We start from the raw sequence: 25619 nt of genomic DNA on the forward strand, positions 1-25619 counted from the left end.
AACCGGTAGGTTAGCGGGCGCGGTCGGCGTCGTGTCAACCGGCTCAGCGCAGGGTCGACACCTCGACACTGCCACCGGGTACCCGACACGCCGCTGTGCGGAGCCATGGCTTCAGTTTGAGTGCGCACCGTGGTGCCGTAGGCCCCATTTTGGTGCCCAACCGGTTCACCCACTACCCTTGAGCACAACTGTCGCCGTCCGGCCCGCAAAGCCACGGAGCGCGACACGCCCGACCAGAAGCCCCACCCGAGGAGTTAGGCCCGACCATGGCCGTACCTAAGCGCAGAATGTCGCGCTCGAATACCCGCAGCCGGCGTTCGCAGTGGAAGGCCACCGCGACCGGTCTAGTCAACGTGAACGTCGCCGGGCAGAAGCACAAGGTGCCGCGTCGCCTGCTCAAGGCCGCCCGTCTCGGCCTGGTCGACCTCGACAAGCGCTGACCTCGCGCCAGTCACGACCGCAGCGTTGGTCCCTGCCTCGGTCGGCCTCGCGAGTGCCCGCCTAACAGCGACAACGTGGCGGTCGCGCGAATGTCGCTCTGAGCCGGGCATGAAGTGCCTCGGTCCGGCTAGCGGCCGGTGCGACGGATGTGACTCGCCCAGTGGCTCGTCGCGCACCCGATCGGCGCGCCTCTCAGGCCGCTCTCAGGCCCTCGTACGAAACTAGGCTCCGTGCGAATACTTGTCGTCGACGACGATCGTGCCGTGCGCGAGTCGCTGCGCAGGTCGCTCTCCTTCAATGGTTACTCCGTGGAGTTGGCGCATGACGGGGTTGAGGCGCTCGAATTGATCGCCAGCGACCGGCCTGACGCGATGGTGCTGGATGTGATGATGCCGCGGCTGGACGGCCTCGAGGTGTGCCGGCAGTTGCGCAGCACCGGCGATGATCTGCCCATTCTGGTGCTCACCGCGCGCGACTCGGTCTCCGAACGGGTCGCGGGCCTGGACGCTGGTGCCGATGATTACCTGCCCAAGCCGTTCGCGCTCGAGGAGTTGCTGGCGCGGATGCGCGCATTGCTGAGGCGCACCAAGCCGGAGGACGCCGCCGAGTCGGTCGCCATGACCTTTTCGGACCTCAGCCTGGACCCGGTCACCCGCGAGGTGGTCCGTGGGCAACGACGAATCAGCCTCACCAGAACCGAGTTCGCCCTGTTGGAGATGCTCATCGCCAATCCCCGTCGAGTGCTGACCCGCAGCCGCATCCTTGAAGAGGTCTGGGGGTTCGATTTCCCCACCTCCGGCAATGCGCTGGAAGTGTATGTCGGGTACCTGCGCCGCAAGACCGAGGCCGATGGCGAGCCGCGGCTGATCCACACCGTGCGCGGGGTGGGTTACGTGCTACGCGAAACGCCGCCCTGATGTCCTGGTTGCGCCGTCCTGGCCCGCCCGGCCGCGTCCCGCTGCGGGCGACCAGCTCGCTGTCCCTGCGATGGCGCGTGATGCTGCTGGCGATGTCGATGGTGGCGATGGTCGTCGTCCTGATGTCCCTCGCCGTGTACGCCGTGATCTCCGCCGCCCTCTACAGCGACATCGACAACCAGCTGCAGAGCCGGGCGCAGTTGCTGATCGCCAGCGGTTCGCTGGCAGCCGACCCGGGCAAGGCCATCGAGGGCACCGCCTACTCGGACGTCAACGCGATGCTGGTGAACCCGGGCAAGTCGATCTACACGGCCAACCAACCGGGGCAGACCCTGCCGGTGGGAACACCGGAGAAGGCGGTGATCCGCGGCGAGTTGTTCATGTCCCGACGCACCGCATCTGATCAGCGGATACTCGCGATTCACCTGAACAACGGCAGCTCGCTGTTGATCTCCAAAAGCCTGCGGCCGACCGAAGCCGTGATGAGCAAACTGCGGTTCGTGCTACTGATGGTCGGCGGGGTCGGCGTGGCCGTCGCCGCGGTGGCAGGCGGAATGGTGACCCGGGCCGGGCTGCGTCCGGTAGGCCGCCTCACCGAAGCGGCCGAGCGGGTGGCCCGAACCGACGACCTGCGCCCGATCCCGGTGTTCGGCAGCGACGAACTGGCCCGGCTGACCGAGGCGTTCAACCTGATGCTTCGGGCGCTGGCCGAATCACGCGAACGGCAGGCCAGGCTGGTCACCGATGCGGGGCACGAGTTACGTACCCCGCTGACGTCGCTGCGCACCAACGTGGAACTGCTGATGGCATCGATGGCCCCCGGTGCGCCGCGGTTGCCTGAACAGGAGATGGTGGGCCTGCGCGCCGACGTGATCGCTCAGATCGAGGAGTTGTCAACGCTGGTAGGCGATTTGGTGGATCTCACCCGTGGAGACGCCGGTCATGCCGTGCACGAGCCGGTCGACATGACCGACGTCATCGACCGAAGTTTGGAGCGAGTCCGTCGGCGCCGCAACGACATCCACTTCGACGTCGAGGTGATCCCCTGGCAGGTCTACGGGGATTCGGCAGGTCTGTCGCGGGCCGCGCTGAACCTGATGGACAACGCGGCCAAGTGGAGCCCGCCGGGCGGCCATGTCGGTGTCACGCTGCGCCAACTCGACCCGTCGCACGCCGAGCTGGTGGTGTCCGATCGCGGCCCCGGCATACCACCGCAGGAGCGGCGCCTGGTGTTCGAACGTTTCTACCGCTCGACGTCGGCGCGCGCGATGCCCGGTTCGGGCCTGGGCCTGGCGATCGTCAAGCAGGTGGTGCTCAACCATGGCGGGTCGTTGCGTGTCGAGGACACCGATCCCGGCGCCCAGCCGCCGGGAACGTCCATCTACGTGCTGCTACCCGGGCGTCCGATGCCGGCCGCGGCGCAGCCGTCGTCGGGCGCCGGCACTGACCGCGACACCCGGAGGACTTCCGCGCGGCGATCCGGGGACCGAGCAGAATCACGGGGATCCGCGAATGTCATCTCAGTCGATTCTTAGTCCGCGCGCTCACGGTAGTTCACAGATAGTGTTGGAAATCAGCGCCATGCACGTAATGCATGCTCGAGTCGGCTTGAAGTAAGCCCCCAAGGTAGAGGAAGAACGTTTCAGCGACATGACGAATCACCCGAGGTATTCGCCACCGCCGCAGCAGCCGGGTTACGGTGCCACGCAGAGTCAGCCCGTGCCTCCTGCTTATGCCCAGGGGCAGCAGAGCTATAACCAGCAGTTCGACTGGCGGTACCAGCCGCAACAGCAGTACCGGTCGTCCTACGATCCGCTCAGCGGCACCGGAGGCGGCCCGATACCGGGCAACACCGGCTCGCGCCCCATCCCGGGCGGCACCGGCGCCGGTCCGATACCCTCCGGCACCGGTCCGGGCCCTATCCCGGGCATGCTTCCGCCGATGGCGCCGCCCCGCCGGCGGCGCTCGGGCGGACTGATCTTCGGCGCGTTGGCCATCGCGGTGGTCTCTGCCGGCATCGGCGGTGCGGCCGCGACGGTGGTGGAGCTGGGCCACGAGGCGGGCGCCGGTCGCAGCAGCACCGCAGCATCCGGTGGGGCCCCGAGCGTTCCGGCAGCGAACATGCCGCCGGGTTCAGTGGAGCAGGTGGCGTCCAAGGTGGTGCCCAGCGTCGTCATGCTGGAGACCGATCTGGGCCGCCAGTCCGAAGAGGGCTCCGGCGTCATCCTGTCGGCCGACGGGCTGGTCCTGACGAACAACCACGTCATCGCCGCCGCCGCCAAGCCTCCGGCGGGAAGTCCTCCGCCGAAAACGACGGTGACTTTCTACGACGGCCGGACCTCGTCGTTCACCGTGGTCGGGGCCGACCCGACCAGTGACATCGCCGTGGTGCGGGTGCAGGGCGTCTCCGGCCTGACACCGATCGCGGTCGGGTCTTCGGCGAGCCTGAAGGTCGGCCAGCCCGTGGTGGCCATCGGTTCGCCGCTGGGTCTGGCGGGCACCGTGACCACCGGCATCGTCAGCGCTCTCAACCGGCCCGTGTCGACGACCGGCGAGGCCGGCAACCAGAACACCGTGCTGGACGCGGTTCAGACGGACGCGGCCATCAACCCGGGTAACTCCGGTGGCGCGCTGGTCAACATGAGCGGCCAACTCGTCGGCATCAACTCGGCCATCGCCACCCTGGGCGCAGATTCCGGTGACGCGCAGAGCGGGTCCATCGGTCTGGGCTTCGCGATTCCGGTCGACCAGGCCAAGCGCATCGCCGACGAGTTGATCAGCACCGGCAAGGCGTCGCATGCTTCACTGGGCGTTCAGGTGACCACCGACAAGGGCGTCCCGGGCGCCAAGGTGATGGAAGTGGTGGGCAACGGCGCGGCCGCCAACGCGGGCGTGCCCAAAGGCGTGGTCGTCACCAAGGTCGACGATCGCCCGATCAACAGTGCCGACGCACTCGTCGCGGCCGTGCGCTCCAAGGCGCCCGGCGACAAAGTGACGTTGACATATCAGGATCCCGGCGGTGGCAGCCGCACGGTGCAGGTCACGCTGGGGAAGGCGGAGCAGTGATGAAGGTCGAAGGTCAGTTGTCCGACCTCGGATATACGGTTGCACCCATCGAAAAGGGCGCGGAGCTGGTCGTCGGGAGGGCGCTCGTCGTCGTCGTCGACGACCGGACTGCGCACGGCGACGAGGACCACAGCGGACCGTTGGTCACGGAGTTGCTCACCGAGGCCGGGTTCGTGGTCGACGGGGTGGTGGCGGTCGAGGCTGACGAAGTCGAGATCCGAAACGCCTTGAACACCGCTGTAATAGGCGGGGTGGACCTGGTGGTGTCGGTCGGAGGCACCGGTGTGACTCCGCGCGACGTCACACCGGAAGCCACCCGCGACATCCTCGACCGGGAGATCCTCGGCATCGCCGAGGCCCTCCGCGCCTCGGGTCTGTCCGCGGGCATCACCGATGCCGGTCTGTCGCGTGGGCTGGCCGGCGTCTCGGGGAGCACGCTGGTGGTGAATCTGGCCGGCTCCCGCTACGCCGTACGGGACGGGATGGCGACGCTCAACCCACTGGCCGCGTACATCATCGGCCAGCTGTCGAGTCTGGAGATCTAGGGCCCGCCTGCTACGTGTCGGCGCGCGGTCCGTGGCTGGGCGGCGGTGACAGCGGCACGTCCGCGGGACCGCCGCCGTGCTTGCCCGACGAGCTGCCGTTCGTCTGCGCGAGCAGGTCGCGGATCTCTTCGAGCAGGACGACCTGCGCGTCGTCGGCCTGTTCGACCTCGCCCTTCTTACGCAGCCTGCTGTAGGGCAGCACGATCAGGAAGTACAGCACGGCGGCGACCAGGATGAAGTTGATCGCCGCCGAGAGCACGTCATTGAGGTTGATGAACTGATTGGTGCCCGGGATCTGTTGTTTCAGGATGCCGTGCTCTTCCTTCTGGTCCATACCGATCGAGCTCACCAGTGGGTTGACGACGCCATCGGTGAAGCTTTTGACCAAAGTGGTGAACGCCGCCCCGATGACCACCGCTATGGAGAGGTCGACGATGTTGCCCCGCGAGAGAAATTCCTTGAAGCCTTTGAGCATCGGAGGTCCTTTCTGCAGTGGTCGTCCGGTGTTCGCGAAGTAGCAGCCAAGGAAAAACCTAGCTCAGTTGGTGCAATTTGCCACCGTGTGCGCACGGCCCGGTCGCCATGCACCCGAGGCTCCCGTGCGAGCGCAATCGGGTGTGCCGTCCGAAAGCCGGCGACCGAAGCCCTCGCGGCCGGTCTCGGCCGGGACGGGAACGCTGAAACGCCCGAGCTGCGTGGGGATGCTGGCTTGACAAAAATTGTTCGGCACGCGTCTAACCGTTTCCGGTGGCTGTGGCTTACACTGGCCGCGGAACGCCGAGCAAAAGGACTCTATGAGCCAGCTGCCCTTTGTTCAATTGAGAAGGCTTGGACGCACCTTTCAGGAAGGCGAGACCGAGCGACATGTCCTCGACGGCATCACCGCGGATTTCGGGCGCGGGGAATTCGTTGTGCTTCTGGGCCGAAGCGGCAGCGGCAAAAGTACACTACTCAACCTCATCAGCGGCATCGAAAAACCCACTACAGGCGAAGTGATAATCGATGGGTTTTCGATCACCGGCAAGGGTGAAGGGGAACGCACTCGTTTTCGGCGGGATCAAATTGGTATTGTATTCCAGTTCTTCAACCTGATACCTGTTCTCACCGTGCTCGAGAACATCACGCTTCCGCAGGAACTAGCCGGCGAATCTCGACGAACGGCGACTTTCGCCGCTCGTGAGCTGCTTCGGCGGGTGGGGCTTGCCGATCGAGAAAGCACCTTTCCTGACCGGCTCTCCGGTGGCGAACAACAGCGGGTTGCCATTTGTCGAGCGCTGGCGAATGATCCGATGCTTGTTCTCGCCGATGAGCCAACGGGAAACCTGGATAACGCAACAGGGGAAAAAGTGCTGGGCCTGCTGCTGGATCTGACCCGCCAGTCGGCGACGACACTGATCATGGCAACCCACAACCCGTCGGTGGCCGATCGCGCGGATCGTGTCGTCACGCTGGACGGTGGAAAATTGGTGGACGAGGTGTCCCGGAATCGCCATCAGCCGCATGCGGTGCCCACCGCGTAGTCGCCTGCTACGGCTCGAGTTCGATGAATAGGCCGATGATGACCCCCTACGTCCCTCTCGGGCGTATGGCATTGCGCCGCGCGCGGCACCGCCCGTTCCAATATGTGCTGTTGATTCTGGGTATCGCCCTGGGTGTTGCGATGATCGTTGCGGTGGATCTGACCAACGGCTCGGCTCAGCGCGCCTTCACTCTGTCCGCGGAGGCTGTGACAGGTCAGACCACGCATCGGGTGGTCAGCGGGCGGGCGGGCGCGCTCGATGAACAGATATATCTGGGCATCCGCAAGCAGGGATACGACTTATCCGCACCGGTGATCGAAGGCTACGTTTCGGTCCCGAAGATAGCGAACCGACCATTGCGGTTAATGGGAATTGACCCATTCGCTGAGCCTCCGTTTCGGCCTTATTTGTGGTCTCAACAGAACGTGGCTGTGGCCAGTAGTTTCCTGACCCGGCGCAATGGAGTCATGTTGAGCCGAGATTTCGCTGCGGTGTCCCATCTGGCTCTCGGTGACGCGTTCATGGTAAAGGTCGGCGGCGTACCTACAACAGTCACGTTGGTAGGTGTCATCGCCCCGTCCGACGAAATAACCGCCCAGCGATTGAACGACCTTATTGTAACCGATATCTCGACGGCACAAGAACTATTACACATGTCGGGAAGGCTCAGCCATATCGACTTGATAATACGAAACGCCGCGCTGGAAAATCAGATCGAGCAGAGTTTACCCGCCGGCGTATATATGGAAACAGCCGACGATCGAGCGAATGCTGTCAAACAAATGTCCGCGGCGTTCCACGTGAATTTGACCTCGTTCAGTCTTATCGCATTGCTGGTGGGCATCTTCTTGATTTACAACACAGTGACGTTCAACGTGGTGCAACGGCGCACACTTTTCGGCATTCTGCGTAGCCTCGGGGTAAGCCGAAAACAGCTGTTTTGCTTGATTATGTGCGAATCGTCGCTCGCGGCTCTCATCGGGGCCGGGTTAGGCCTCTTGTTCGGTATGTGGTTGGCCGAAGCTCTACTTGGGCTCGTAACTCGGACCATCAATGATTTCTACTACGTCGTCAATGTGCGACAAGTCGCGGTGTCCGGCAGCAGCCTGATCAAAGGATCGGCGATCGGCGTCGTCGCCGTGCTGGTGGCCAGCGTGCCGCCGGCCATGGAGGCTATGCGTGCCGCACCGGCCAATGCGAGCCGCCGTTCCGCATTGGAAGGCAAGGTATCCAAGCTCATCCCCTGGTTATGGCTTGCGGCGCTGCTGTTGGCTACTTGCGGCGTATTGCTGCTGGGATGGCCGAGCCATAACCTGGTTGTCGCCTTCCTCGGGCTATATGCGGTTCTTGTCGCCTTCGCTGTGATGACACCCCCGGTGGCGCGATCCGGCCTGTTGCGCTCAGCGCGGGTGCTGGGTCTGTGTTTCGGCCCGCTCGGACGCATGGCGCCCCGCACGATCGTGCGATCTTTGAGCCGCACCTCGGTGGCCATCGCGGCACTGATGACTGCGGTCTCCGTCATTATCGGGGTCTCCATGATGGTGGGATCGTTCCGGCAGACATTCGTTGACTGGCTCGACTCGACCTTGAGAACCGATATTCACGTGTCTCCACCGAGCCTGAATTCTGGCCACGCCAATGGCGATCTATCCCCGGACGCCGTGGCGACATTGCGATCCTGGCCGGGGGTGCGCTCCGTGCTCACAGCGCGTTATTCGTCGGTTTTCGATCCAGATTGGGGTCGTGAGGTCGAACTCATGGCTGTCACCGGTGATATCTCCGAGGGCAAGCGATCGTATCAGTGGGTCAGCGGCGATGCCGGAAGCTTGTGGTCTCGTTTCCTGGCGGGTGATGGCGTAATGCTTTCGGAGCCGTTGGTGACGCGTCAGCAGCTGAAGACCCCACCGGAGCCGATCACGCTGATGACGGAAGCCGGACCGCGAAGGTTTCCGGTGTTGGCGGTTTTCTCCGACTTCTCCTCGGATCGCGGTGTTGTGCTGATGGATCAGGGCAGTTATCGCCAGCATTGGCATGACGAGAATGTGACAACCGCAGCACTCTTCCTGGATAAGGGAGTGGCCGCCGCCGCTGTCCTGAACCAGCTGCGAGAGCGGTTTGCCGGGCGAGAAGACATCGTGGTCGAGTCCAGCCGTAGCATTCGTGACGCGGCGGTAGCGACCTTTGATCGCAGCTTTGCTGTCACCGGAGCTCTGCAGATGGTGGCCACTGTGGTTGCGTTCATCGGTGTACTGGGTGCCTTGATGAGCTTGGAACTGGATCGCACGCATGAGCTCGGCATCTTCAGGGCGATCGGCATGACCACCGCGCAGTTGTGGCGGTTGACGTTCATCGAAGCCGGGTTGATGGGCGCCGTAGCCGGTGTGCTGGCAATGCCTTCCGGATTTGCGCTGGCCTGGATCCTCATCCAGATCATCAACGTACGCTCGTTCGGCTGGACGTTGACGATGAAGTTCGATCTCGGATACTTCGTCCAGCCGCTTCTGATCGCTGTGATCGCCGCGCTGGCGGCCGGTGTGTACCCGGCGTGGCGGCTCGCCAGGATGAGCGTGGCCGCAGCCATCCGGGAAGAGTGACGAAGATGAAGAAATCGTTGTCTGTGGCACTGATCGTGATCGCCAGTGTGATCGCGGGTTGGTTTTGGCAGCAACGACTTCCTGCGCCGGAGCGTGCTGACGCCATCCGGAGCATGCTGGCGGACGGGGATACGGCTGGATACGCGCTGGCCACTGAACCGGGGTCGATGGAATTCCCACGAGATCTAGGTCCGCACAATGATTTTCAGACAGAATGGTGGTACTACACCGGAAATCTCGAATCCGGCGACGGACGGCTTTTCGGCTATCAACTCACCTTTTTCCGGCGCGCATTGAGTCCGCCTGGCGGGTCCGCGGAAGTCGCCCAAGCGTCCTCCTGGCGCACACCTCAAATCTATTCAGCGCATTTCGCTGTCAGCGACATCACCGCTGGTGCATTCCATCCCACGGAGAAGTTCAGCCGCGCAGCCTTGGGTTTGGCCGGCGCCACGTCCCAGCCCTACGCGGTTTGGTTGGAAGACTGGTTTGTTCGGCAGAACGGGGATATCACGGTGGAGCTTTCCGCCCGATCACCGGAGACGGCCCTGCATTTGAATTTGACCCAGACTCGGCCACCCGTCTTGCAGGGTGATGCCGGCCTGAGTGTCAAGAGCGGACAGCGCGGAAACGCTTCTTATTACTACTCTTCAGTGCGGCAGGAGACGCGGGGAACCTTGACGATCCACGGTAAGGAATTCGCCGTTCGTGGCCTCAGCTGGGCCGACCACGAGTACAGCACGAGCGCTCTGGGATCTGACGACGTGGGATGGGACTGGTTCTCACTTCAATTTGACAACGGAACCGCATTGATGATCTGCCAAATTCGACAGAAAGATGGCCGAGTGAGCCCGTTTTCGAGCGGAACCTTTATCGACCCCGACGGAGCGGTGACCCATTTAACGCTGTCCGATTGGCGGGTGGAGAACAGGGAAACCTGGACGAGTCCCGCAAGCGGCGCCACCTATCCCGTCGGCTGGAAATTGGCCATCCCGCGATTGGGCCTGACATTGTCCGGTGCGGCGTTGATGCGTGATCAGGAGTTGCGACTTTCCACGACCTACTGGGAAGGCGCGGTCGGTTTCGACGGCCGAGATCACGATAGTCCGGTCAGCGGCCGCGGATACGTGGAGCTGACCGGATACGCCAAGTCGTTGCATTGAACGCCACCCGTTGATCGTGCGCCCCGTCAATCGCGGACGGGCACCATGGCGGTGATCAGCTTCGACAGCGACTGCCGGGCTTCGCAATGTGGCAGTAAGGCCAATTCACCGTGGGCCTGTGCGGCACAGTCCGCTTGCACTTTCGCGTCAGCAGCCATGTCGCGCCCGGACCGCATCGGATTTTGCTCCGCGCCGTGAGGGTCTCCGCTCCGCGAGGCGTGGATGGACGTATCGTCTGCGACCTCACAGGCGGTTCCCAGCAGGCGCCCCAGTCGCGAGAGACGAGCGGTCACTTCCTCACTCACCCCGGCGAACGTCGCCCCCAGTTGTCCGGCCGCTGCGACCAGCGAGCCGTATCTCTCCTGCGCGCACCGTAGGCGGTGCTCGACGGGGTCGGCATCCTGCGCTGCGCCGAGCGTCTCGCGCATCCTTCCAGCGACCAACTCGGCGAAGGCCTCGGCGACGATCAGGAAACCTCGCTGGCCCAGCTGCGAGCCCAAGCGGGCGGCAGCGGCGAACCGGAAGTCTCCGGCCATGATCGCAGAATTGTTGAATCGGCGGGCGTTTGAGCATGAGGTACGGCGTGGCCCGATGGCATCTGCTGTCTCATCCACTATTTCGTCATGGGAAAGCATCGCTTGGTGCATCAGCTCTGTGGCGGCCCCCGCGACCGTGACCTGCCACGCGTCGGGGTAGGGGCCGAAGTGGGCCGCGACGATTGTGAACCATGCCCGCAATCCCGTGCCCAGTGTCTTGGACGCGTCCCCCAGAGCGTGGTGGACCACATCGTCGCTTCGGGTGAGCTCGCTCGTGATGAGCTCCTCCACGCGAATGAGGCCGTCGCGGACGTCGAACGCCGATGGGCGGTTGACGAACCTCACGCCGGCAGCGGCATCATCATCGAGCACGCTTACAACATAAGGTCTCACGGCGCAATTTGCCTGTCAGCATTGACATTCGGATCAGTGCAGGGTCAGGGTGACCGTCTGACCCAGCGCCGAGCCGGCTACCGTGTTTGCCACGCGAGCCGGTAGCGCCACCAAGATCACGCGGTCGGCCTCGGCGGACTGTAGCTTGGGCTTGGCCGACACCAGCACTACCACGGCGTCGCTGGCTATCACCCTGCTCACCGCCGGGGTGGCGGGCGGGGATTCCCCGCTCGGCGCGGCCAGCACGTCGACGACATCACCGACCCTGACCAGATCGATCAGCGCGTCGTCGGCCAAGTGCAGTGGCACGATCCGCGCACCGGGACCCGCAGTCGACTCGGCCAGCCGGCTGCCCAGCACACGCACGTCGGTGAGTATCTCCCCGCGCCGCATCGGGCCGGCAAGTGTCGAACCGATCACGCTGTCGGGGTCGGCTTGCGCTCCCTCGGGAACCGTTGTCGCTGAACGCTTTTCCAGTCGCACGTCGGCAGCGGTCAGCGCGGTGCCGGAGCCCAGGTCGTGGTCGGCAACCAGCACGTCCACGCGATCACCCGCGGGATCGGGGCGCAGCGCCGCGATACCGGCCAGCACCACCAGCCCCCCCGCCGCGAGGCGACGGGCCCGCACGGTCCGCGTCCAGTCCGGACGCCAGGAGGTGGTGATACGGGCGAGCAGCGTCGGATTCAGCGATGGTTCCCGCACGCTGTCACGTTAAGTGCGGGGAAGAGCCGGGCGGTGCCGGCACGGACATCGCCTGTGGATAATCGCTAGCTGGCTGTAGCCGCCGTCGACGCGGCGGCGCTGCTGGAAGCCTTTTCGCTCGACCCGGACGACTTGCTTTCCGTTGACCCGGAACCCGAGCCCGAGTCGCTCGCAGCGGACGAGCCGTTGGACGATCCCTGGTCCTTTTTTCCGGCCTCACGGCTGTCGGTGCGGTAGAAGCCGCTGCCCTTGAAGACCACTCCGACGGAGTTGAACAGCTTGCGCAACCTGCCAGAGCATTGCTCGCAGGTGGTCAGCGCATCGTCGGTGAAGGATTGCACCTTGTCGAAGCGGTGGCCGCATTCGGTGCACGCGTAGCTGTACGTCGGCACAAAAACCTCCGGATGATATGAAGTCTGACTTAGCACTCTAGCGTCTCAAGTGCTAGAACCGCCACGCGCCGCTGATCATTCCCTGGTCCGGAGGGCAATCAACCCACGCCGGGGGGTGAGCGCGTGCGTCATCGGCACGTCATGCGGCTCGCGCGGCAACTCCTCGACCAGCTCCGCGTCCCGCACGACCGCGACCAGGCGCGCCTTCGGGTTGCGCAGCGCCAGTGAGCGGTCGTAGAAGCCGCGGCCACGGCCCAGCCGCGCACCCCGGCGGTCGACCGCCAGCGCCGGCACCAATACCAGTTCGGCCTCGGACAACGCCGACTCCGGCAACCACGGTTGCGGGGGTTCCAACAGGCCCCAGCGCGCGGCGACCAAGCCGTCGTGGTGGTACTCGCCCCAGCGCAGCGGCAACGGTATGTCGCCGCGGTCGGTGCGCGCCACTGGTATCAGCACCCGGGCCGCGCGGCGTAGCAGCACATCGAGCATGGCCGTCGACCCGGGCTCCGAACCCACCGGTACATACGCACACACGGTGCCGACACCCGCCACCGCCTGCTGCACGTGCTCGGCGAGCAACTCTGCCTCGCTGGCGCGCAGATCGTCGGCGACGCTGCGGCGGGCCGCGACGAGACGCTCCCGCAATGCCGACTTGCCCGCGGTTGCCATGCCTCTAACGATGGCAGATCTGGACCCGCGCGTGCGTTCGCGCCGCCAGCGGGTTTGTTGACGGCCGGTGCGGCTATGGTGTGAATCGATGTCACTTCCCTCAAACTCGCGAGCAGCGGTCCCGTTCACGGCGATCGTCCCCGCTGCCGGTCTCGGGACGCGTTTTCTTCCCGCGACCAAGACCGTGCCCAAAGAGCTGCTGCCCGTCGTCGACACTCCCGGTATCGAACTGGTTGCCGCCGAGGCTGCCGACGCAGGTGCGGAGCGGCTGGTGATCATCACCTCTGAGGGCAAGGACGGCGTCGTTGCGCACTTCGTCGAGGATCTTGTGCTCGAGGGCACCCTCGAGGCCCGAGGCAAGAAGGCCATGCTGGCCAAGGTTCGCAGGGCCCCGGCATTGATCAAGGTCGAGTCCGTGGTGCAGGCCGAGCCCCTCGGACTGGGCCATGCGATCAGCTGCGTGGAGCCCAGTCTGTCGGCCGACGAAGACGCCGTGATGGTGCTGCTACCCGACGACCTCGTGCTGCCCACGGGCGTGCTGGAGACGATGTCTCAGGTGCGTGCCGAGCACGGTGGCACGGTGCTGTGCGCGTTCGAGGTGTCGCGGGAGGAGATCAGCGCCTACGGCGTCTTCGACGTCGAACCGGTTCCCGGCGGCGGTGATGAAGACGTGCTGCGGGTTAAGGGCATGGTCGAAAAGCCCAAGGCCCAAGATGCGCCGTCGCTGTTCGCCGCCGCCGGACGCTACGTGCTCGACCGTGCGATTTTCGACGCGTTGCGCCGGATCGACCGGGGCGCGGGGGGCGAAGTGCAGCTCACCGATGCCATCGCGCTGCTGATTTCTGAGGGTCATCCGGTCCATGTGGTCGTCCATCGCGGATCCCGACACGACTTGGGAAATCCCGGCGGGTACCTCAAGGCTGCGGTTGACTTTGCATTGGATCGTGACGACTACGGCCCGGAACTGCGGCGGTGGTTGGTGGCGCGATTGGGCCTGACCGAACAGTAGCGGCGGCTCAGTTCGCCTGGCTGGACGGCAGGAAGGCGCACTGTGCGTTCTGTGGAGGAGCAACAGGCACGGATATCGGCAGCAGCGGTGGCCCCCAGGCCGATCAAAGTCGCGATTGCCGAGGCCCAGGGGCTGTTGTGCGCCGAAGAAGTGGTGACCGAACGTCCGTTACCCGGATTCGACCAGGCCGCAATCGACGGCTACGCAGTGCGCAGCGTCGACGTGCTCGGTGTCGGTGATTCAGGGCCACTGGAGGCCGTCGGCGACGACGGCGTAGTCGAGAGCCGCGAGGTGGTGACCCTGCCGGTGATGGGCACCATCGAGGCTGGAGCCCGCACGCCGAGCCGGCTGCAGCCGCGACAGGCGGCCCGGGTGCAGACCGGGGCGCCGCTACCAACGCTGGCCGACGCCGTGCTGCCGCTGCGCTGGACCGACGGTGGGATGAACCGGGTCCGGATTCTGCGCGGGGCGCCTTCCGGGGCCTACGTGCGACGCGCCGGTGACGACGTGCAGCCCGGTGACGTGGCCGTGCGTTCCGGGACGATCATCGGCCCGGCGCAGGTAGGGCTGCTCGCCGCGGTAGGCCGGGAACGCGTGCTGGTGCATCCGCGCCCGCGGGTGTCGGTGATGGCCGTGGGCGGGGAGCTGGTCGACATCTCCCGCAGCCCGGGAAACGGGCAGGTCTACGACGTCAACTCCTACGCCCTGGCGGCCGCGGCCCGCGATGCCGGCGCGGAGGTGAATCGGGTCGGGATCGTCAGCAACGACCCCAAGGAGCTCGGGGATATCGTCGAAGGCCAGCTCAACCGTGCCGAGGTACTCGTCATCGCCGGCGGGGTGGGCGGCGGGGCCGCCGAAGCGGTCCGGGCGGTGTTGTCCGAACTCGGCGACATGGAGGTCGTGCGCGTAGCCATGCATCCCGGCTCGGTGCAGGGATTCGGGCAGCTGGGCCGCGACGGCGTCCCGACTTTTCTGTTGCCGGCCAATCCTGTGAGCGCGCTGGTGGTCTTCGAGGTGATGGTGCGGCCGCTGATCCGGCTTTCCCTGGGCAAGCGGCATCCGATGCGTCGCATCGTGCAGGCACGCACGCTGTCACCGATCACGTCGGTCGGCGGGCGCAAGGGTTTTCTGCGCGGTCAGCTGATGCGCGATCAGGACAGCGGTGAGTACCTGGTGCAAGCGTTGGGCGGAGCGCCGGGAGCGTCGTCGCATCTGCTGGCCACACTCGCCGAGGCGAACTGCCTGGTGGTGATACCCAGCGGAGCCGAACAGATTCGCACCGGCGAGATCGTCGACGTCGCCTTTCTGGCCCAGCACGGCTGACCGCGGCTCGGCTCCGTGAACCTGTTGCGATCCACTTCCCGGCATCCGGGTTGGCCGATGCGGGTGGGATCGCTGCGGGTGGCGGCGGGTGTGGTCCGACTGCGTCCCGTCCGGATGCGTGACGGGGCACAGTGGAGCCGCATCCGATTGGCCGACCGCCCCCAGCTCGAGCCGTGGGAACCCAGCGCTGACGGTGACTGGACGATGCGTCATTCGGTAGCCGCATGGCCGGCGGTGTGTTCGGGGCTGCGTGCCGAAGCACGCCGCGGGCGGATGCTGCCCTATGCAATCGAACTCGACGGACAGTTCCGTGGCCAACTGACCATCGGCAACGTCACCCATGGCGCGCTGCGCTCGGCGTGGATCGGCTACTGGGTCTCCAGCGAGTGCACGGGTGGCGGGGTGGCGACCGGAGCTGTGGCCCTGGGGCTCGATCACTGCTTCGGTCCGGTGATGCTGCACCGGGTGGAGGCCACCGTCCGTCCGGAGAATGCGGCCAGCCGGGCGGTGCTGGCCAAGAACGGGTTTCGCGAGGAGGGCCTGCTGCGGCGCTACCTCGAGGTCGACCGCGGGTGGCGCGATCATCTGCTCGTGGCGATCACCGTCGAAGAGGTCTACGGATCGGCGGCGTCGACGCTGGTCCGTGCCGGGCGCGCCAGCTGGGTCTGACTCACCTTTACTGCGCCGAGATGGCCGTGAGGGCTGCGATCGCGCCCGAATGACGACCCGGACGGCAATCTCGCCGCTTCCTGACGCGGGAAGGAACCCAACCGAAATAAAAGTGTGGCTAACGTGACATATGTGGCGTGTGATGCTTGAAAGAGGCAAATTACAGGTGTGTAATTGCCCTGGTCGCTCAGGAAGACCCGGCCACGAGGCCAACGATGAGGCCTCGCGGGGATCGCAACCGAAGAGAGCAGGTCGTCATGCCAAGCATCCCGCAGTCGTTGTTGTGGATCTCGCTCGTGGTGCTCTGGTTGTTCGTGCTGGTGCCGATGTTGATCAGCAAGCGCGACGCCGTTCGGCGCACCAGCGACGTAGCCCTGGCGACCAGAGTGCTCAACGGCGGCGCCGGCGCCCGCCTGCTCAAACGAACCGGTCCAGCGGCCGGTCATCGCAGTGACCCCGACTGGAAGCCGGAGGAGGACTGGGACACCGAGCCGATCGACGGGGCTTACGCCGACGCCGACAAGGACCACGAGGCCGAGGACGCCGACACCGACGAGCTGGTGCGGCAACGGCCGGTCATCACGGCCATGGCCCGGGCTGACCAGGTCGCCGAGCCGGCCGAGCCCGGCTATCTCGACGTCGACGTTATCGACGAGAACGCGCCCGCCCTGCCGGTGGGTGCCAGCGAGGCACGCTCCCAGGGGCCGGCGTTGGCCGCGGTCGAGGCCGATGACGAAGCCGTCGACGCGCACGCCGACGATGACGAACTCACCGACGATGACGAACTCACCGACGATGACGAACTCGCCGACGATGACGAACTCGCCGACGATGAGTATGAGTACGTCGAGGATTCGTCCGGTTTGGAGCCCGAGGAAGACGACGAGGAGATGGACGAGGCTCCGCCGGTCTATCCGGTGGGCGTCAACCGGCGGCGCCGGTTCGACAACAAGACCGCCGCGGCCGTCAGCGCCCGCAAGTACACCTTCCGCAAGCGTGTGCTGATGGCGATGGCGGTGGTCCTGGTGGGTTCGGCGATTGCCGCCTTCGAGGTGACGCCGATGGCGTGGTGGCTGTGCGCGGTCGCGACCACCATCACCGTGCTGTACCTCTTCTACCTACGGCGGCAGACCAAGATCGAAGAGAAGGTGCGCCGCCGCCGTATGCAGCGGATGGCCCGGAGTCGGTTGGGCGTGGAGAACACCCAGGACCGCGACTACGACGTGGTCCCCTCGCGGTTGCGCCGGCCGGGTGCGGTGGTGTTGGAGATCGACGACGAGGACCCGATCTTCGAGCACCTGGATTACGCGGTGCCGATGCGCAACTATGGCTGGCCGCGCGACCTGCCGCGTGCCGTCGGACAGTAGTGCGCGGTTCGTACCTTCGGGGTCGCGGCTGGTAGCCTGCTAGCGATCAGGGGCTATGGCGCAGTTGGTAGCGCGACTCGTTCGCATCGAGTAGGTCAGGGGTTCGAATCCCCTTAGCTCCACAGAGTTTGCGCAGCTAGCGCAAGTAGACCAGGGCATTGTTGCCGCCCTGACATACCGAGCCGGCCGCGGTGCACGTCATGGTGTACGTCTCGCCGGTGACCGGGCTGTACACGCTGAACGGGATCGAGCCGGTGCCGTGGGCGTGATAGGTCTCGGCGGTGTTCATCGCGAATTCGCACGAGGTATCAGGGTTCCCGGCGTAGACCTTTGCGCCGCGGCTTGACGTGCCGCAGTAGGTGTCCGCCGCCGCCTGAGGCGCCGGGGCCAGCGCAATCCCGGCACCGATCGCAAGTGATACGCCGCAGACCCCACGCAACTGCTTGATCATGAGGCGAACCTACTCGTCTCGGCTGCTCAGGGGTGCGTGATCAGGTATGTCTCGTTGTCCAGGCCCGCGGTTAGCTCCTCGAACGGCCGGTCCAACCTCGCGTGCAGCGCCCTGAGATCAACGAGCAGACTGATCTTGGCGGTCTGACGTGGCGAACAGGCGACCGATCCAGGGTTAAACCAGCGCATGATCGCCCGCTCTGCCGAGGTGCAGCGGCAAGCGCGGTAGCCGTTGCGCAGGTCCGCTTGGCCGTTCCGCGCGGCCGGCAAATCGCGGTAGCCCTCGATGCCGGGTGCGATTCATCGTCTCTCCATTCCCTTGACAATCGTTGTCACGTAGCGAACGAACAGCTCGCCATCGTGGGCGCCGGCGGCCAGCAAGGCGAAAAGCCCGGTGAGGAAGAACGCCGAGTTCTTCCGCGGCTACATCGGTGCAGAGTTCCCGCGCCTCTCGGACACTCGACGTCACGGAGAAACGAGAGGCACGTTCACTGACGAGCTCCACGAACACGTTTCCCTGGGGCCGTCGCCGGTGGGTTGCGCCCTGCTGGATAATGGCGGTTGTCGGTTCAACCCAACGCCGCGGAAATTGTTTCTTGTGGAAAGCCCGCGCAATGTTCACTGTTCTGCTCGACACCACTGACCTCGGCGAGGCCGAGGAACTGGTCAGCGCCAACTTCGGACGGATCCGGATGGTGGCGGGCGAACACGCTGCGTCGACGCGCAGCCGCGTGGAGCGTTCGATGGTCGGTTCGATGAGTATCGCCTCCGCGGAATTCGACTTCACGTTCAGCTACGCGATGGTCGCCCCGGAGCCGATCCTGCTGGCGCGAATCCATGCCGGCAGCATCGACGCGCGCATCGAGCGCGGCGATTTCGAGAGGTTCGGCGCCGGCCGGGTCGGGGCGTTCGGCGCCATTGCGGGGGAGTCGCTGATCGGGATGTGCCGCCAGCTGAGGGTGGACGTCTACTCGGTGGACCGCGCATTGCTCAGCGACGTGGCGGCCGGGTCGCCGCGATCCAACGACCCGGTACGGCTCACCGGTTCGGTGCCGATGTCCGAGTCCGCCGCCGACCAGTTGGTCGCCGCGCTGGACCACCTGCGCCAAACGGTGGTTGCCGATCCCGACGCGGGCCAGAACCCGCTGGTCGCGGCCACCGCCCAGCGCTACATCGCCGCGAGCATGTTGGCCGCGTTTCCTAACACCGCGGTCATGGAACCGACGGCGCAGGACCGGCGCGACAGCACCCCGCTGCTGCTGCGACGCGCCATCGCCTTCATCGAGGACAACGCCGACACCGACATCTCTCTCACCGACATCGCGCGTGCCGTTTACGTCACTCCACGCGCTTTGCAGTACATGTTCCGCAAGCACCGGGACTGCACGCCGATGGAATACGTCCGTCGCGTCCGTCTCCACCAGGCCCACCTCGACCTCCTCACCGGTAACCAGGAGACCGCCACCGTGGGTGATGTCGCGCGGCGCTGGGGATTTGGGCACCTGGGGCGCTTCGCCGTCTACTATCGGCAGCACTACGGCCAGAGTCCGCATGTCACCCTGCGCGGGCAGGCGCTGTCGCTGCCGGAGTGCGAGCGGCCGAAGTCAGGCTGCTGAGATGGCGGGCCACACAGCCGGTGTCATGCAACGTGCGCGGTTCCGGCGTGCCTACTCTGATTCGAGTGAGAATAGTTCGAGCGCAACGGGTTTGGTGCGGTAGGTGCGCGTTCCGGACGACACCGTGAGCACGATCCGGGGCGGCGGGCCCGCGGTGTCCGCAGTTTCCCCGGCTTTTTCCGCGGCAGCCGCGAAGCGGTGTGCGTGCCGCAATTCGGTCAGGAAAACGGCGCTGCCCGCAGGCGGGATCTCGTGCGGGACATCGGCGCCGGCGATCGGTTTTTCGACCGGCACCAATGACGTGCCGTCCGGATCGGAGCGGATGGCCCACCCGCCGACGTGAAACGGCGCCCGGCCGGCATTGACCACCTTCACCCCGATGATGAGCGGAATGTCCTCGAGGTGCTCGGCGACGGCGGCCAATGATTCACGAACGTCCGCACTGGCGTCATTGGTGACCAGGCCATCAGGAGTCAGCCGCCCGATGACGGGACTGAGTCTCGGGCGGGGGCGCTGCAGCCGGTAGCCGGTGAATTGCCAACCGAGCGATATGACCGCCAGCACGGTGCCGATCACTCCGAGAACTAATCCGGCGACACTCATCGCACACCCCAGAAATCGACCATGCCTCAACGGTACTGGTTGGTCGCCACGCGCAGTGCTGTCCCCGCCGCCTTTTCGCACCCGCGGTGCGGGCAGGGGACGGCCAAATCTGATGAAGTCCATAAATTCGACTGAACAAATACTGAGACGGTGTTTCGGCGCCCGAGCGTGTCAGCGCCGGCCCCTAATCTCGGGGGATGACCACCAAGTACTACCTGCAGAAGATCCCCGTCGAGTCCGTCGAACCGGGGTATTCGCTGGCCATCCGTGACAACGGCAGTTTCCGCCTCTTCCAGGTCGAGTGTGTTCAAATGTCCCAGCGCAGTGGGCAACCGATGATGATCACCCTGACATCACAAGGCAACTCGGTACTGGAGTACGAGGCGAGTACCCCGGTCATCCGGCTGTTCGGCGTCTGCGAGGCCGCCGCGTCGTAGCATCGGGCCGGTTCAGCCGGGTTTGGTCGCCGTGACGAACTGCAGCGCGCGCTGCGTCTGCTGTTCGACGTCGACCAGACCTGCCCCGGTGAACAGGTCCACGAACGCGTCCCGATCGAACATGGTCAGCCCGATCAGCCGTGCCGTGGTGTGCAGCGCAAGGTTGACCACGTGGCCCGCGTAACTGGTCAGAATCGCTATCCGCCCGCCGGGCCGCAGCACCCGGATCATCTCGCGCGCAACCCCAAACGGCTCCGGCATCAGGTACAGCGCGCCGAAACAGCATACGGCGTCGAATGTTTCGTCGTCGAACGGCAAATCGCGCGCATCGCCCCGGACGTAACAGGTCCGTGGTCCGCTGTTGTCCTGCACGGCCCGGGTCAGCATCGGCTCGGAGATGTCAAATCCGACGGCAAGGCTCCCGGTGGACAACTGGTGAGCCAGCGGCGCGGTGAAATTGCCGGGACCACAGGCAACATCGAGCAACCGGGTGGCGCTTCTGAGGCGCAGTGCCGTCGCCGCCCGTCGCTCCTCGGCTTGCGTGGTGACACCGCTGGCCAGGTAGAACGAAGTCGGTCGCCACAGCCCCTCGTAGACCGCCGCGACCAGTGGGCTGTTCATGGCGCGCTGAGCAAACGTCGGAACCGGGGCGGCCGTAGACTCTCCCAGCACGTCGAGGTAGCCGTGCCGCAGCGTGGCAGGCCTGTTGAGCAGACTGCGAGTCAGTTCGACCCGGTCCTGGTTGTCGATCATGCTGGGTCCATTTCGGGAGTCTTGCGTCTTGCTGGCGAGCTGCTGCCAGGCTAATGCGAGTGCATCTGCACTCCTTGCAGGGGCAGCGGCCGACCCCATAACCTGAGTCGGATCGGACCCAGAGCTGGTATGTGTGGACGGGATGGCCGAATTGGGCGGCATGGGGGCCGAAGAACTCGCTGGGATGGACATCTTCGAAGGGTGTCCGACTGAGGATCTGCTACCGCTGGCGTCGTGTCTTGCTCCGCTGCAGGCCCCCGCCGGACAGATGCTGATGCGCCAGGGGGAGCAGGCCGTCTCGTTCCTGCTGATCAAGTCGGGTAGCGCCGAGGTGATGCACGTCGGCGACGACGACACGGTGATCGTCGAGCAGCTGGTGCCGGGCATGATCGTCGGGGAGATCGCGCTGCTGCGTGATATTCCCCGCACGGCCACGGTCACCACTCTCGAGCCGCTGACCGGCTGGATCGGTGGCAAAGAAGCGTTGACTCAGATGGTGCACATCCCCGGCATCATGGACCGGCTGGTGCGCACGGTCCGCCAGCGCCTGGCCGCGTTGATCACCCCGATTCCGGTGCCGCTGCGTGACGGCAGCCAGCTGATGTTGCGGCCCGTATTGCCCGGTGACAGCGAACGGACCGTGCACGGGCACATCCATTTCTCCAGCGAAACGATCTACCGCCGTTTCATGTCGGCGCGGGTGCCGAACCTGGCGATGATGCATTACCTTGCCGAGGTCGACTACGTGGACCACTTCGTCTGGGTCATGGTCGACGGCAGCGACCCGGTTGCCGACGCGCGTTTCGTGCGCGACGCGAACGACCCGAAGGTCGCCGAGATCGCGTTCACCGTGGCCGACGCATACCAGGGACGCGGCATCGGCACCTTCCTGATTGGTGCACTGTCCGTCGCCGCCCGGGTGGACGGGGTCGAAAGATTCTCTGCGCGAATGCTTTCCGACAATCTGCCGATGCGCACGATCATGGACCGCCACGGTGCAGTCTGGCAACGCGAGGACGTGGGGGTGATCACCACCGTCATCGATGTGCCGCGCAAGCCGGGGTTCGACCACGCCATGGAGGAAGAGATCCGCCAGGTTGCCCGGCAGGTGATCGAGGTGGTGAGTTGACCAGGGCCGGGGCCGATTTGACGTAGCATGGACCGCCATGCGGCCGTCCTGGTTTGGTCCGGCGCTGGCCCTGCTGCTGGCCGGCTGCGACTCATCGCCCCCGTCGACGCCGCCGTCGGCTAGTTCGACGACCGCGACCGTTCGTGCCGCAGGTATCAATCCCGCCAACATCCGCCGGGTCGGACGCGACTTGCCGCAGGGCTACGAGGTGTCCAACGTCGCCCGCGCCGCCTCGCCGCGAGCCATCTGGGGGCTGGGCGACGATGCGACGGCCAACCCGCCGGAATGCCTGGGTCTCGCCGACCCCGACGCCGGCCGCGGCCGGCCCGCGCAGGGCGTATCGGGGTCAGGGTCCGGCGGGATCGTCGACGCGGTCGTGGTTTCCGCTTCGGTCACGCCGTCGCGCGAGCTGGTGTCGGCCTGCGCGCACTGGGAACTGACCACCGGACGCACGGTGGAGAGTGTGGATATGATCGACGCGCCGCATATTGACGGCGCGCAGACCCTCGGTCTGGTCGCCAACATCCGGGCGGCCGTCGAATCGGGCAACCAAATTGATTCGAGGGCATACACATTCGTCGCCTACCTGGGCGATTACTACGCGTTCACGACCCTGACCATCGACCCCGGGTCGATGCTGCCGCCGCTGTCGCCGCATTTCGCCGCGGAGTTGCTGATCAAAACCGTCTCGACGTTGCGCGGTTGATCCTCCGGGGTTGGGTAGATTGGCGACGATGTTCAAGCTGGTGCTGGCGCTCGGCTCGGTGTGCCTGCTCGTCGGTTGTTCCCCGGGCGCTGACTCCTCGCAGCCCGCCAAGGGCGATATCGGCAAGATCACCGACCTCAGGTCGAGCTTCGGACCGGAGTTCAAGGTCACCGACATCACTCCCAGAGCGATCGACCCGCAGTTCTTCGCCGGCCGCAAGCTGCCCGACGGTCTAACTTTCGACCCGGCGAACTGCGCCAAGGCGGCGGTCGGTCCCGATATCCCGGCCGGCATCGAGGGCAACATGGCCGCCGTCTCCGCCGAAGGCAACGGCAACCGCTTCGTCGCGATCGCGGTCGAGACGTCCAAGGCGCTGCCACTCAACGATCCCGGCAAAGACTGCGCGAAAGTCGGGTTCTCCGGTGCCCAGCTGCGCGGTGCGATCGAGGTCGTCGACGCCCCGCGGATCGACGGCGTGCACACGCAGGCCGTACACCGGGTGCTGCAGGCGCTGGTCGACGGATCACCGCGCACCGGGGAGCTTTACGACTACTCCGCACAATTCGGTGACTACCAGGTGATCGTGATCGCCAACCCGCTGGTGGTCCCCGGGCAGCCGGTGGCCAGGGTGGACACGCAGCGGGCGCGCGACCTGCTGGTCAAGGCGGTGAGCGCGGTCAGGGGTTAACGCACATCCCTGGGCCGGAACTGGATGCTGACCCGCGGCCCCGCAGCCCCGGGCGTCTTGGGAACCGAGTGCTCCCACGTGCGCTGGCAGGATCCGCCCATCACCAGCAGATCGCCGTGCGCCAGCGGGAACCGCAGGGACGGGCCGCCACCGCGTCGCCGCATGGCGAAGGTACGGGTGGCTCCGAGGCTGACGATCGCGACCATGGTGTCCTGTGAGCTGCTGCGGCCGATGGTGTCGCCGTGCCAGGCCACACTGTCCGAGCCGTCGCGGTAGCAACACAATCCGACGGTGGTGAAGGGTTCACCCAGTTCGCCGCCGTAGATGTCGTTCAGCCGCCGGCGCAGCCGCGCCAGCGCAGGGTGGGGTGGATCCTCGATGGTGAGATCGTGAAAACTCACCAGCCGGGGCACGTCGACCACGCGGTCGTACATCTGACGCCGCTCTGAGCGCCACGGCACGGTTAGCAGGAGCGCCTCCAGCAGATCCAGGCCGTCGGTCGGCCTGTCCCCGAGCCAGTTTGCGCGGATGTCGACGAAGGCGCCGTCGCCGAGTTGCCTGCGTTCGTTGTGCTCGAATAGCGAGCCCTGAGCCGCGATCGCCACGAACCCGAGTCTATCGCACACCAGTTCGACCACAGGGTGTGTGACGCGCCTGGCGCCGGCCGTCCGGCTACGGTTTGAGCTGTGGCTGTCGAGCTGGGGGTCAATTCGGAGGTGGGGGCGCTGCGGGTGGCCATCCTGCACCGACCGGGTGCCGAATTGCGCCGCCTGAACCCGAGCAACAACGACCAGCTGCTGTTCGACGGGTTGCCCTGGGTGTCGCGTGCGCAGGAAGAACACGATAAATTCGCCGAGCTGTTGCGCAGCCGCGGGGTAGAGGTGCTGTTGCTATCGGAGCTGCTGACCGAGGCATTGCAGCACAGCGGCGCCGCGCGGATGCAGGGCGCCGCGGCAGCGGTGGATGCGAGGCGGCTCGGGACGACTCTGGCACAACAGCTTTCGTCTCATCTGCGGGGTCTTGAGCCGGGCGCGCTGGCGAATGTGCTCACCGCCGGCATGACGTTCGACGAGCTGCCGCCGAGCTGTCGCACCCAGGTTTCGCTGGTGTTGCGCATGCACCACGGCGCGGATTTCGTCATCGAGCCGCTGCCGAACCTGGTGTTCACCCGCGATTCGTCGATGTGGATCGGGCCGCGGGTGGTCATCCCGTCGCTGGCCCTGCGGGCCCGGGTGCGCGAGGCGTCGCTGACCGACATCATCTACGCCCATCACCCGCGGTTCACCGGTGTGCGGCGGGCCTACGAGTCGCGCACCGCGCCGGTCGAGGGCGGCGACGTGCTGCTGCTCGCCCCCGGCGTGATCGCGGTGGGAGTCGGCGAGCGAACCACCCCCGCCGGGGCGGAAGCGTTGGCGCGCAGCCTTTTCGACGACGAGCTCGCGCATACCGTGCTCGCCGTGCCGATCGCCCAGAAGCGTGCGCAGATGCATCTGGACACCGTGTGCACGATGGTCGACACCGACACGGTGGTGATGTACGCCAACGTCGTCGACACGCTTTCGGCGTTCACCCTGCGACGTACCGATGAAGGCGTGGCGATCAGTGATGCCGAACCGTTTGTGGAAGCCGCAGCCGCGGCTTTGGGCATCGAGAAATTGCGTGTCATCGACACCGGTCGCGATCCCGTCGTCGCCGAACGCGATCAGTGGGACGACGGCAACAACACCCTGGCACTGGCGCCCGGGGTGGTCGTCGCCTATGAGCGCAATGTCCAGACCAATACGCGGCTGCAGGAGGCCGGCATCGAGGTGCTCACCATCGCCGGCTCGGAGTTGGGCACCGGTCGTGGCGGGCCCCGGTGCATGTCCTGCCCGGCGGCGCGGGATCCGCTCTAGTTTTGCGCCGAGATTGCCGGGCGGGTCGCGGACCAGGGT

At 65.7% G+C, this 25619-nt stretch carries 27 protein-coding genes, 1 tRNA gene and 2 pseudogenes; 19 read left to right on the top strand and 11 right to left on the bottom strand.

Annotated elements, in window-relative coordinates:
- Nucleotides 1-266: 266 nt before the first annotated feature.
- The 5 genes from rpmF (at nucleotide 267) to ACX9NE_RS02005 (ending at nucleotide 4969) form a co-directional block, all read left to right on the top strand.
- Nucleotides 267-440 carry a 50S ribosomal protein L32 gene (gene rpmF, locus ACX9NE_RS01985; protein ID WP_055576903.1) on the top strand — a complete coding sequence of 58 codons (174 nt, stop codon included), beginning with the start codon at nucleotides 267-269 and terminating at the stop codon, nucleotides 438-440.
- Between the two features lie 231 nt (nucleotides 441-671).
- Complete coding sequence (gene mprA / locus ACX9NE_RS01990) at nucleotides 672-1358, top strand: two-component system response regulator MprA (RefSeq protein WP_459360041.1); 687 nt, start codon at nucleotides 672-674, stop codon at nucleotides 1356-1358.
- The gene (locus tag ACX9NE_RS01995) at nucleotides 1358-2893 is read left to right on the top strand and encodes a HAMP domain-containing sensor histidine kinase (protein ID WP_459360040.1); all 1536 of its coding nucleotides are present in this window, start codon (nucleotides 1358-1360) and stop codon (nucleotides 2891-2893) included. Before mprA ends, ACX9NE_RS01995 begins: the two co-directional genes overlap by 1 nt.
- A gap of 115 nt (nucleotides 2894-3008) precedes the next feature.
- Complete coding sequence (locus ACX9NE_RS02000) at nucleotides 3009-4424, top strand: S1C family serine protease (protein WP_459360039.1); 1416 nt, start codon at nucleotides 3009-3011, stop codon at nucleotides 4422-4424.
- Nucleotides 4424-4969, top strand: coding sequence for a MogA/MoaB family molybdenum cofactor biosynthesis protein (locus ACX9NE_RS02005; RefSeq protein WP_459360038.1), 546 nt, complete (start codon nucleotides 4424-4426; stop codon nucleotides 4967-4969). Before ACX9NE_RS02000 ends, ACX9NE_RS02005 begins: the two co-directional genes overlap by 1 nt.
- Nucleotides 4970-4979: 10 nt before the next feature.
- Here the strand turns inward: ACX9NE_RS02005 and mscL are convergent, their stop codons facing one another.
- The gene (gene mscL, locus ACX9NE_RS02010; RefSeq protein ID WP_459360037.1) at nucleotides 4980-5444 is read right to left on the bottom strand and encodes a large-conductance mechanosensitive channel protein MscL; all 465 of its coding nucleotides are present in this window, start codon (nucleotides 5442-5444) and stop codon (nucleotides 4980-4982) included.
- A 319-nt stretch (nucleotides 5445-5763) separates the two neighbouring features.
- On the opposite strand from mscL, the gene ACX9NE_RS02015 reads away from it, so the two are divergent.
- Genes ACX9NE_RS02015 through ACX9NE_RS02025 form a run of 3 tightly spaced genes read left to right on the top strand, consistent with a single transcriptional unit; the run spans nucleotide 5764 to nucleotide 10243 of the window.
- Nucleotides 5764-6489, top strand: a complete 726-nt coding sequence (locus ACX9NE_RS02015) for an ABC transporter ATP-binding protein (RefSeq protein WP_459360036.1) — start codon at nucleotides 5764-5766, stop codon at nucleotides 6487-6489.
- Nucleotides 6490-6527: 38 nt separating this feature from the next.
- Entirely contained in the window at nucleotides 6528-9083 is a 2556-nt protein-coding gene (locus tag ACX9NE_RS02020; protein WP_459360035.1) for an FtsX-like permease family protein, read from the top strand.
- A 5-nt stretch (nucleotides 9084-9088) separates the two neighbouring features.
- Nucleotides 9089-10243: a lipocalin-like domain-containing protein gene (locus tag ACX9NE_RS02025; protein WP_459360034.1), complete on the top strand. Its 1155-nt coding sequence runs from the start codon at nucleotides 9089-9091 to the stop codon at nucleotides 10241-10243.
- A 26-nt stretch (nucleotides 10244-10269) separates the two neighbouring features.
- Here the strand turns inward: ACX9NE_RS02025 and ACX9NE_RS02030 are convergent, their stop codons facing one another.
- The 4 genes from ACX9NE_RS02030 to ACX9NE_RS02045 all read right to left on the bottom strand — a co-directional run bounded on the left by ACX9NE_RS02030 (nucleotide 10270) and on the right by ACX9NE_RS02045 (nucleotide 12935).
- Complete coding sequence (locus tag ACX9NE_RS02030; protein WP_459360033.1) at nucleotides 10270-11151, bottom strand: polyprenyl synthetase family protein; 882 nt, start codon at nucleotides 11149-11151, stop codon at nucleotides 10270-10272.
- A 54-nt stretch (nucleotides 11152-11205) separates the two neighbouring features.
- Entirely contained in the window at nucleotides 11206-11874 is a 669-nt protein-coding gene (locus ACX9NE_RS02035; RefSeq protein ID WP_459360032.1) for an SAF domain-containing protein, read from the bottom strand.
- Between the two features lie 65 nt (nucleotides 11875-11939).
- Nucleotides 11940-12266: an FmdB family zinc ribbon protein gene (locus tag ACX9NE_RS02040; RefSeq protein WP_459360031.1), complete on the bottom strand. Its 327-nt coding sequence runs from the start codon at nucleotides 12264-12266 to the stop codon at nucleotides 11940-11942.
- A 75-nt stretch (nucleotides 12267-12341) separates the two neighbouring features.
- Nucleotides 12342-12935 carry a 5-formyltetrahydrofolate cyclo-ligase gene (locus ACX9NE_RS02045; protein ID WP_459360030.1) on the bottom strand — a complete coding sequence of 198 codons (594 nt, stop codon included), beginning with the start codon at nucleotides 12933-12935 and terminating at the stop codon, nucleotides 12342-12344.
- An 88-nt stretch (nucleotides 12936-13023) separates the two neighbouring features.
- Between ACX9NE_RS02045 and ACX9NE_RS02050 the strand changes: the two genes are divergently transcribed.
- The 5 genes from ACX9NE_RS02050 (at nucleotide 13024) to ACX9NE_RS02070 (ending at nucleotide 17425) form a co-directional block, all read left to right on the top strand.
- A complete protein-coding gene (locus ACX9NE_RS02050) occupies nucleotides 13024-13944 on the top strand; it encodes a UTP--glucose-1-phosphate uridylyltransferase (protein WP_459360029.1) in 921 nt (306 codons plus the stop codon).
- A 42-nt stretch (nucleotides 13945-13986) separates the two neighbouring features.
- A complete protein-coding gene (gene glp, locus ACX9NE_RS02055) occupies nucleotides 13987-15267 on the top strand; it encodes a molybdotransferase-like divisome protein Glp (protein WP_459360028.1) in 1281 nt (426 codons plus the stop codon).
- 15 nt (nucleotides 15268-15282) lie between these two features.
- Nucleotides 15283-15936, top strand: a complete 654-nt coding sequence (locus ACX9NE_RS02060) for a GNAT family N-acetyltransferase (RefSeq protein ID WP_459360027.1) — start codon at nucleotides 15283-15285, stop codon at nucleotides 15934-15936.
- A 257-nt stretch (nucleotides 15937-16193) separates the two neighbouring features.
- Nucleotides 16194-17303: a divisome protein SepX/GlpR gene (gene sepX, locus ACX9NE_RS02065; RefSeq protein ID WP_459360026.1), complete on the top strand. Its 1110-nt coding sequence runs from the start codon at nucleotides 16194-16196 to the stop codon at nucleotides 17301-17303.
- A gap of 49 nt (nucleotides 17304-17352) precedes the next feature.
- Nucleotides 17353-17425: transfer RNA gene (locus ACX9NE_RS02070), tRNA-Ala, on the top strand.
- Nucleotides 17426-17439: 14 nt separating this feature from the next.
- Here the strand turns inward: ACX9NE_RS02070 and ACX9NE_RS02075 are convergent.
- The 3 genes and pseudogenes from ACX9NE_RS02075 to ACX9NE_RS02085 all read right to left on the bottom strand — a co-directional run.
- Entirely contained in the window at nucleotides 17440-17754 is a 315-nt protein-coding gene (locus ACX9NE_RS02075; RefSeq protein WP_459360025.1) for a hypothetical protein, read from the bottom strand.
- Between the two features lie 26 nt (nucleotides 17755-17780).
- Nucleotides 17781-17984, bottom strand: a pseudogene (locus ACX9NE_RS02080) (hypothetical protein); the annotation flags it as partial.
- Nucleotides 17985-18053: 69 nt separating this feature from the next.
- Nucleotides 18054-18177: pseudogene (locus ACX9NE_RS02085) on the bottom strand (TetR/AcrR family transcriptional regulator); the annotation flags it as partial.
- Between the two features lie 190 nt (nucleotides 18178-18367).
- Between ACX9NE_RS02085 and ACX9NE_RS02090 the strand changes: the two are divergent.
- Nucleotides 18368-19369 (top strand): helix-turn-helix transcriptional regulator, encoded by a 1002-nt coding sequence (locus ACX9NE_RS02090; protein WP_459360024.1) that lies wholly within the window; start codon nucleotides 18368-18370, stop codon nucleotides 19367-19369.
- Nucleotides 19370-19420: 51 nt separating this feature from the next.
- On the opposite strand, the gene ACX9NE_RS02095 is transcribed toward ACX9NE_RS02090, so the two are convergent.
- On the bottom strand, nucleotides 19421-19972 hold the full coding sequence (locus tag ACX9NE_RS02095; RefSeq protein WP_459360023.1) for a hypothetical protein: 552 nt from the start codon (nucleotides 19970-19972) through the stop codon (nucleotides 19421-19423).
- A gap of 197 nt (nucleotides 19973-20169) precedes the next feature.
- Here ACX9NE_RS02095 and ACX9NE_RS02100 point away from each other — a divergent pair, with 197 nt between their 5' ends.
- Entirely contained in the window at nucleotides 20170-20409 is a 240-nt protein-coding gene (locus ACX9NE_RS02100) for a hypothetical protein (RefSeq protein WP_459360022.1), read from the top strand.
- A gap of 12 nt (nucleotides 20410-20421) precedes the next feature.
- On the opposite strand, the gene ACX9NE_RS02105 is transcribed toward ACX9NE_RS02100, so the two are convergent.
- Nucleotides 20422-21162: a class I SAM-dependent methyltransferase gene (locus tag ACX9NE_RS02105; protein WP_459360021.1), complete on the bottom strand. Its 741-nt coding sequence runs from the start codon at nucleotides 21160-21162 to the stop codon at nucleotides 20422-20424.
- 142 nt (nucleotides 21163-21304) lie between these two features.
- On the opposite strand from ACX9NE_RS02105, the gene ACX9NE_RS02110 reads away from it, so the two are divergent.
- From ACX9NE_RS02110 to ACX9NE_RS02120, 3 genes are read left to right on the top strand one after another with little or no spacing between them, the layout of a single operon-like run.
- Nucleotides 21305-22291, top strand: coding sequence for a GNAT family N-acetyltransferase (locus ACX9NE_RS02110; protein ID WP_459360071.1), 987 nt, complete (start codon nucleotides 21305-21307; stop codon nucleotides 22289-22291).
- Between the two features lie 37 nt (nucleotides 22292-22328).
- On the top strand, nucleotides 22329-22997 hold the full coding sequence (locus tag ACX9NE_RS02115) for a DUF5642 family protein (RefSeq protein WP_459360020.1): 669 nt from the start codon (nucleotides 22329-22331) through the stop codon (nucleotides 22995-22997).
- A 28-nt stretch (nucleotides 22998-23025) separates the two neighbouring features.
- Complete coding sequence (locus ACX9NE_RS02120; protein ID WP_459360019.1) at nucleotides 23026-23685, top strand: DUF5642 family protein; 660 nt, start codon at nucleotides 23026-23028, stop codon at nucleotides 23683-23685.
- Here ACX9NE_RS02120 and ACX9NE_RS02125 read toward each other — a convergent pair.
- Nucleotides 23682-24290 (bottom strand): alpha-ketoglutarate-dependent dioxygenase AlkB, encoded by a 609-nt coding sequence (locus ACX9NE_RS02125; protein ID WP_459360018.1) that lies wholly within the window; start codon nucleotides 24288-24290, stop codon nucleotides 23682-23684. The two genes, ACX9NE_RS02120 and ACX9NE_RS02125, sit on opposite strands and share 4 nt — an antisense overlap.
- 81 nt (nucleotides 24291-24371) lie before the next feature.
- On the opposite strand from ACX9NE_RS02125, the gene arcA reads away from it, so the two are divergent.
- A complete protein-coding gene (gene arcA, locus ACX9NE_RS02130; RefSeq protein ID WP_459360017.1) occupies nucleotides 24372-25580 on the top strand; it encodes an arginine deiminase in 1209 nt (402 codons plus the stop codon).
- Nucleotides 25581-25619: the final 39 nt, after the last annotated feature.

Source organism: Mycobacterium sp. ML4 (assembly GCF_054515735.1).

Excerpts from the sequence above, each read along its gene's own strand:
- ACX9NE_RS02005 (WP_459360038.1), top strand. The coding sequence starts at position 4,424 with ATGAAGGTCGAAGGTCAGTTGTCCGACCTCGGATATACGGTTGCACCC.
- ACX9NE_RS02115 (WP_459360020.1), top strand. The coding sequence starts at position 22,329 with ATGCGGCCGTCCTGGTTTGGTCCGGCGCTGGCCCTGCTGCTGGCCGGC.
- ACX9NE_RS01995 (WP_459360040.1), top strand. The coding sequence starts at position 1,358 with ATGTCCTGGTTGCGCCGTCCTGGCCCGCCCGGCCGCGTCCCGCTGCGG.
- ACX9NE_RS02110 (WP_459360071.1), top strand. The coding sequence starts at position 21,305 with ATGGCCGAATTGGGCGGCATGGGGGCCGAAGAACTCGCTGGGATGGAC.
- rpmF (WP_055576903.1), top strand. The coding sequence starts at position 267 with ATGGCCGTACCTAAGCGCAGAATGTCGCGCTCGAATACCCGCAGCCGG.
- ACX9NE_RS02105 (WP_459360021.1), bottom strand. The coding sequence starts at position 21,162 with ATGATCGACAACCAGGACCGGGTCGAACTGACTCGCAGTCTGCTCAAC.
- ACX9NE_RS02025 (WP_459360034.1), top strand. The coding sequence starts at position 9,089 with ATGAAGAAATCGTTGTCTGTGGCACTGATCGTGATCGCCAGTGTGATC.
- ACX9NE_RS02120 (WP_459360019.1), top strand. The coding sequence starts at position 23,026 with ATGTTCAAGCTGGTGCTGGCGCTCGGCTCGGTGTGCCTGCTCGTCGGT.
- ACX9NE_RS02000 (WP_459360039.1), top strand. The coding sequence starts at position 3,009 with ATGACGAATCACCCGAGGTATTCGCCACCGCCGCAGCAGCCGGGTTAC.
- ACX9NE_RS02090 (WP_459360024.1), top strand. The coding sequence starts at position 18,368 with ATGTTCACTGTTCTGCTCGACACCACTGACCTCGGCGAGGCCGAGGAA.
- ACX9NE_RS02045 (WP_459360030.1), bottom strand. The coding sequence starts at position 12,935 with ATGGCAACCGCGGGCAAGTCGGCATTGCGGGAGCGTCTCGTCGCGGCC.
- mscL (WP_459360037.1), bottom strand. The coding sequence starts at position 5,444 with ATGCTCAAAGGCTTCAAGGAATTTCTCTCGCGGGGCAACATCGTCGAC.
- ACX9NE_RS02050 (WP_459360029.1), top strand. The coding sequence starts at position 13,024 with ATGTCACTTCCCTCAAACTCGCGAGCAGCGGTCCCGTTCACGGCGATC.
- ACX9NE_RS02015 (WP_459360036.1), top strand. The coding sequence starts at position 5,764 with ATGAGCCAGCTGCCCTTTGTTCAATTGAGAAGGCTTGGACGCACCTTT.
- ACX9NE_RS02100 (WP_459360022.1), top strand. The coding sequence starts at position 20,170 with ATGACCACCAAGTACTACCTGCAGAAGATCCCCGTCGAGTCCGTCGAA.
- ACX9NE_RS02020 (WP_459360035.1), top strand. The coding sequence starts at position 6,528 with ATGACCCCCTACGTCCCTCTCGGGCGTATGGCATTGCGCCGCGCGCGG.
- ACX9NE_RS02095 (WP_459360023.1), bottom strand. The coding sequence starts at position 19,972 with ATGAGTGTCGCCGGATTAGTTCTCGGAGTGATCGGCACCGTGCTGGCG.
- sepX (WP_459360026.1), top strand. The coding sequence starts at position 16,194 with ATGCCAAGCATCCCGCAGTCGTTGTTGTGGATCTCGCTCGTGGTGCTC.
- ACX9NE_RS02075 (WP_459360025.1), bottom strand. The coding sequence starts at position 17,754 with ATGATCAAGCAGTTGCGTGGGGTCTGCGGCGTATCACTTGCGATCGGT.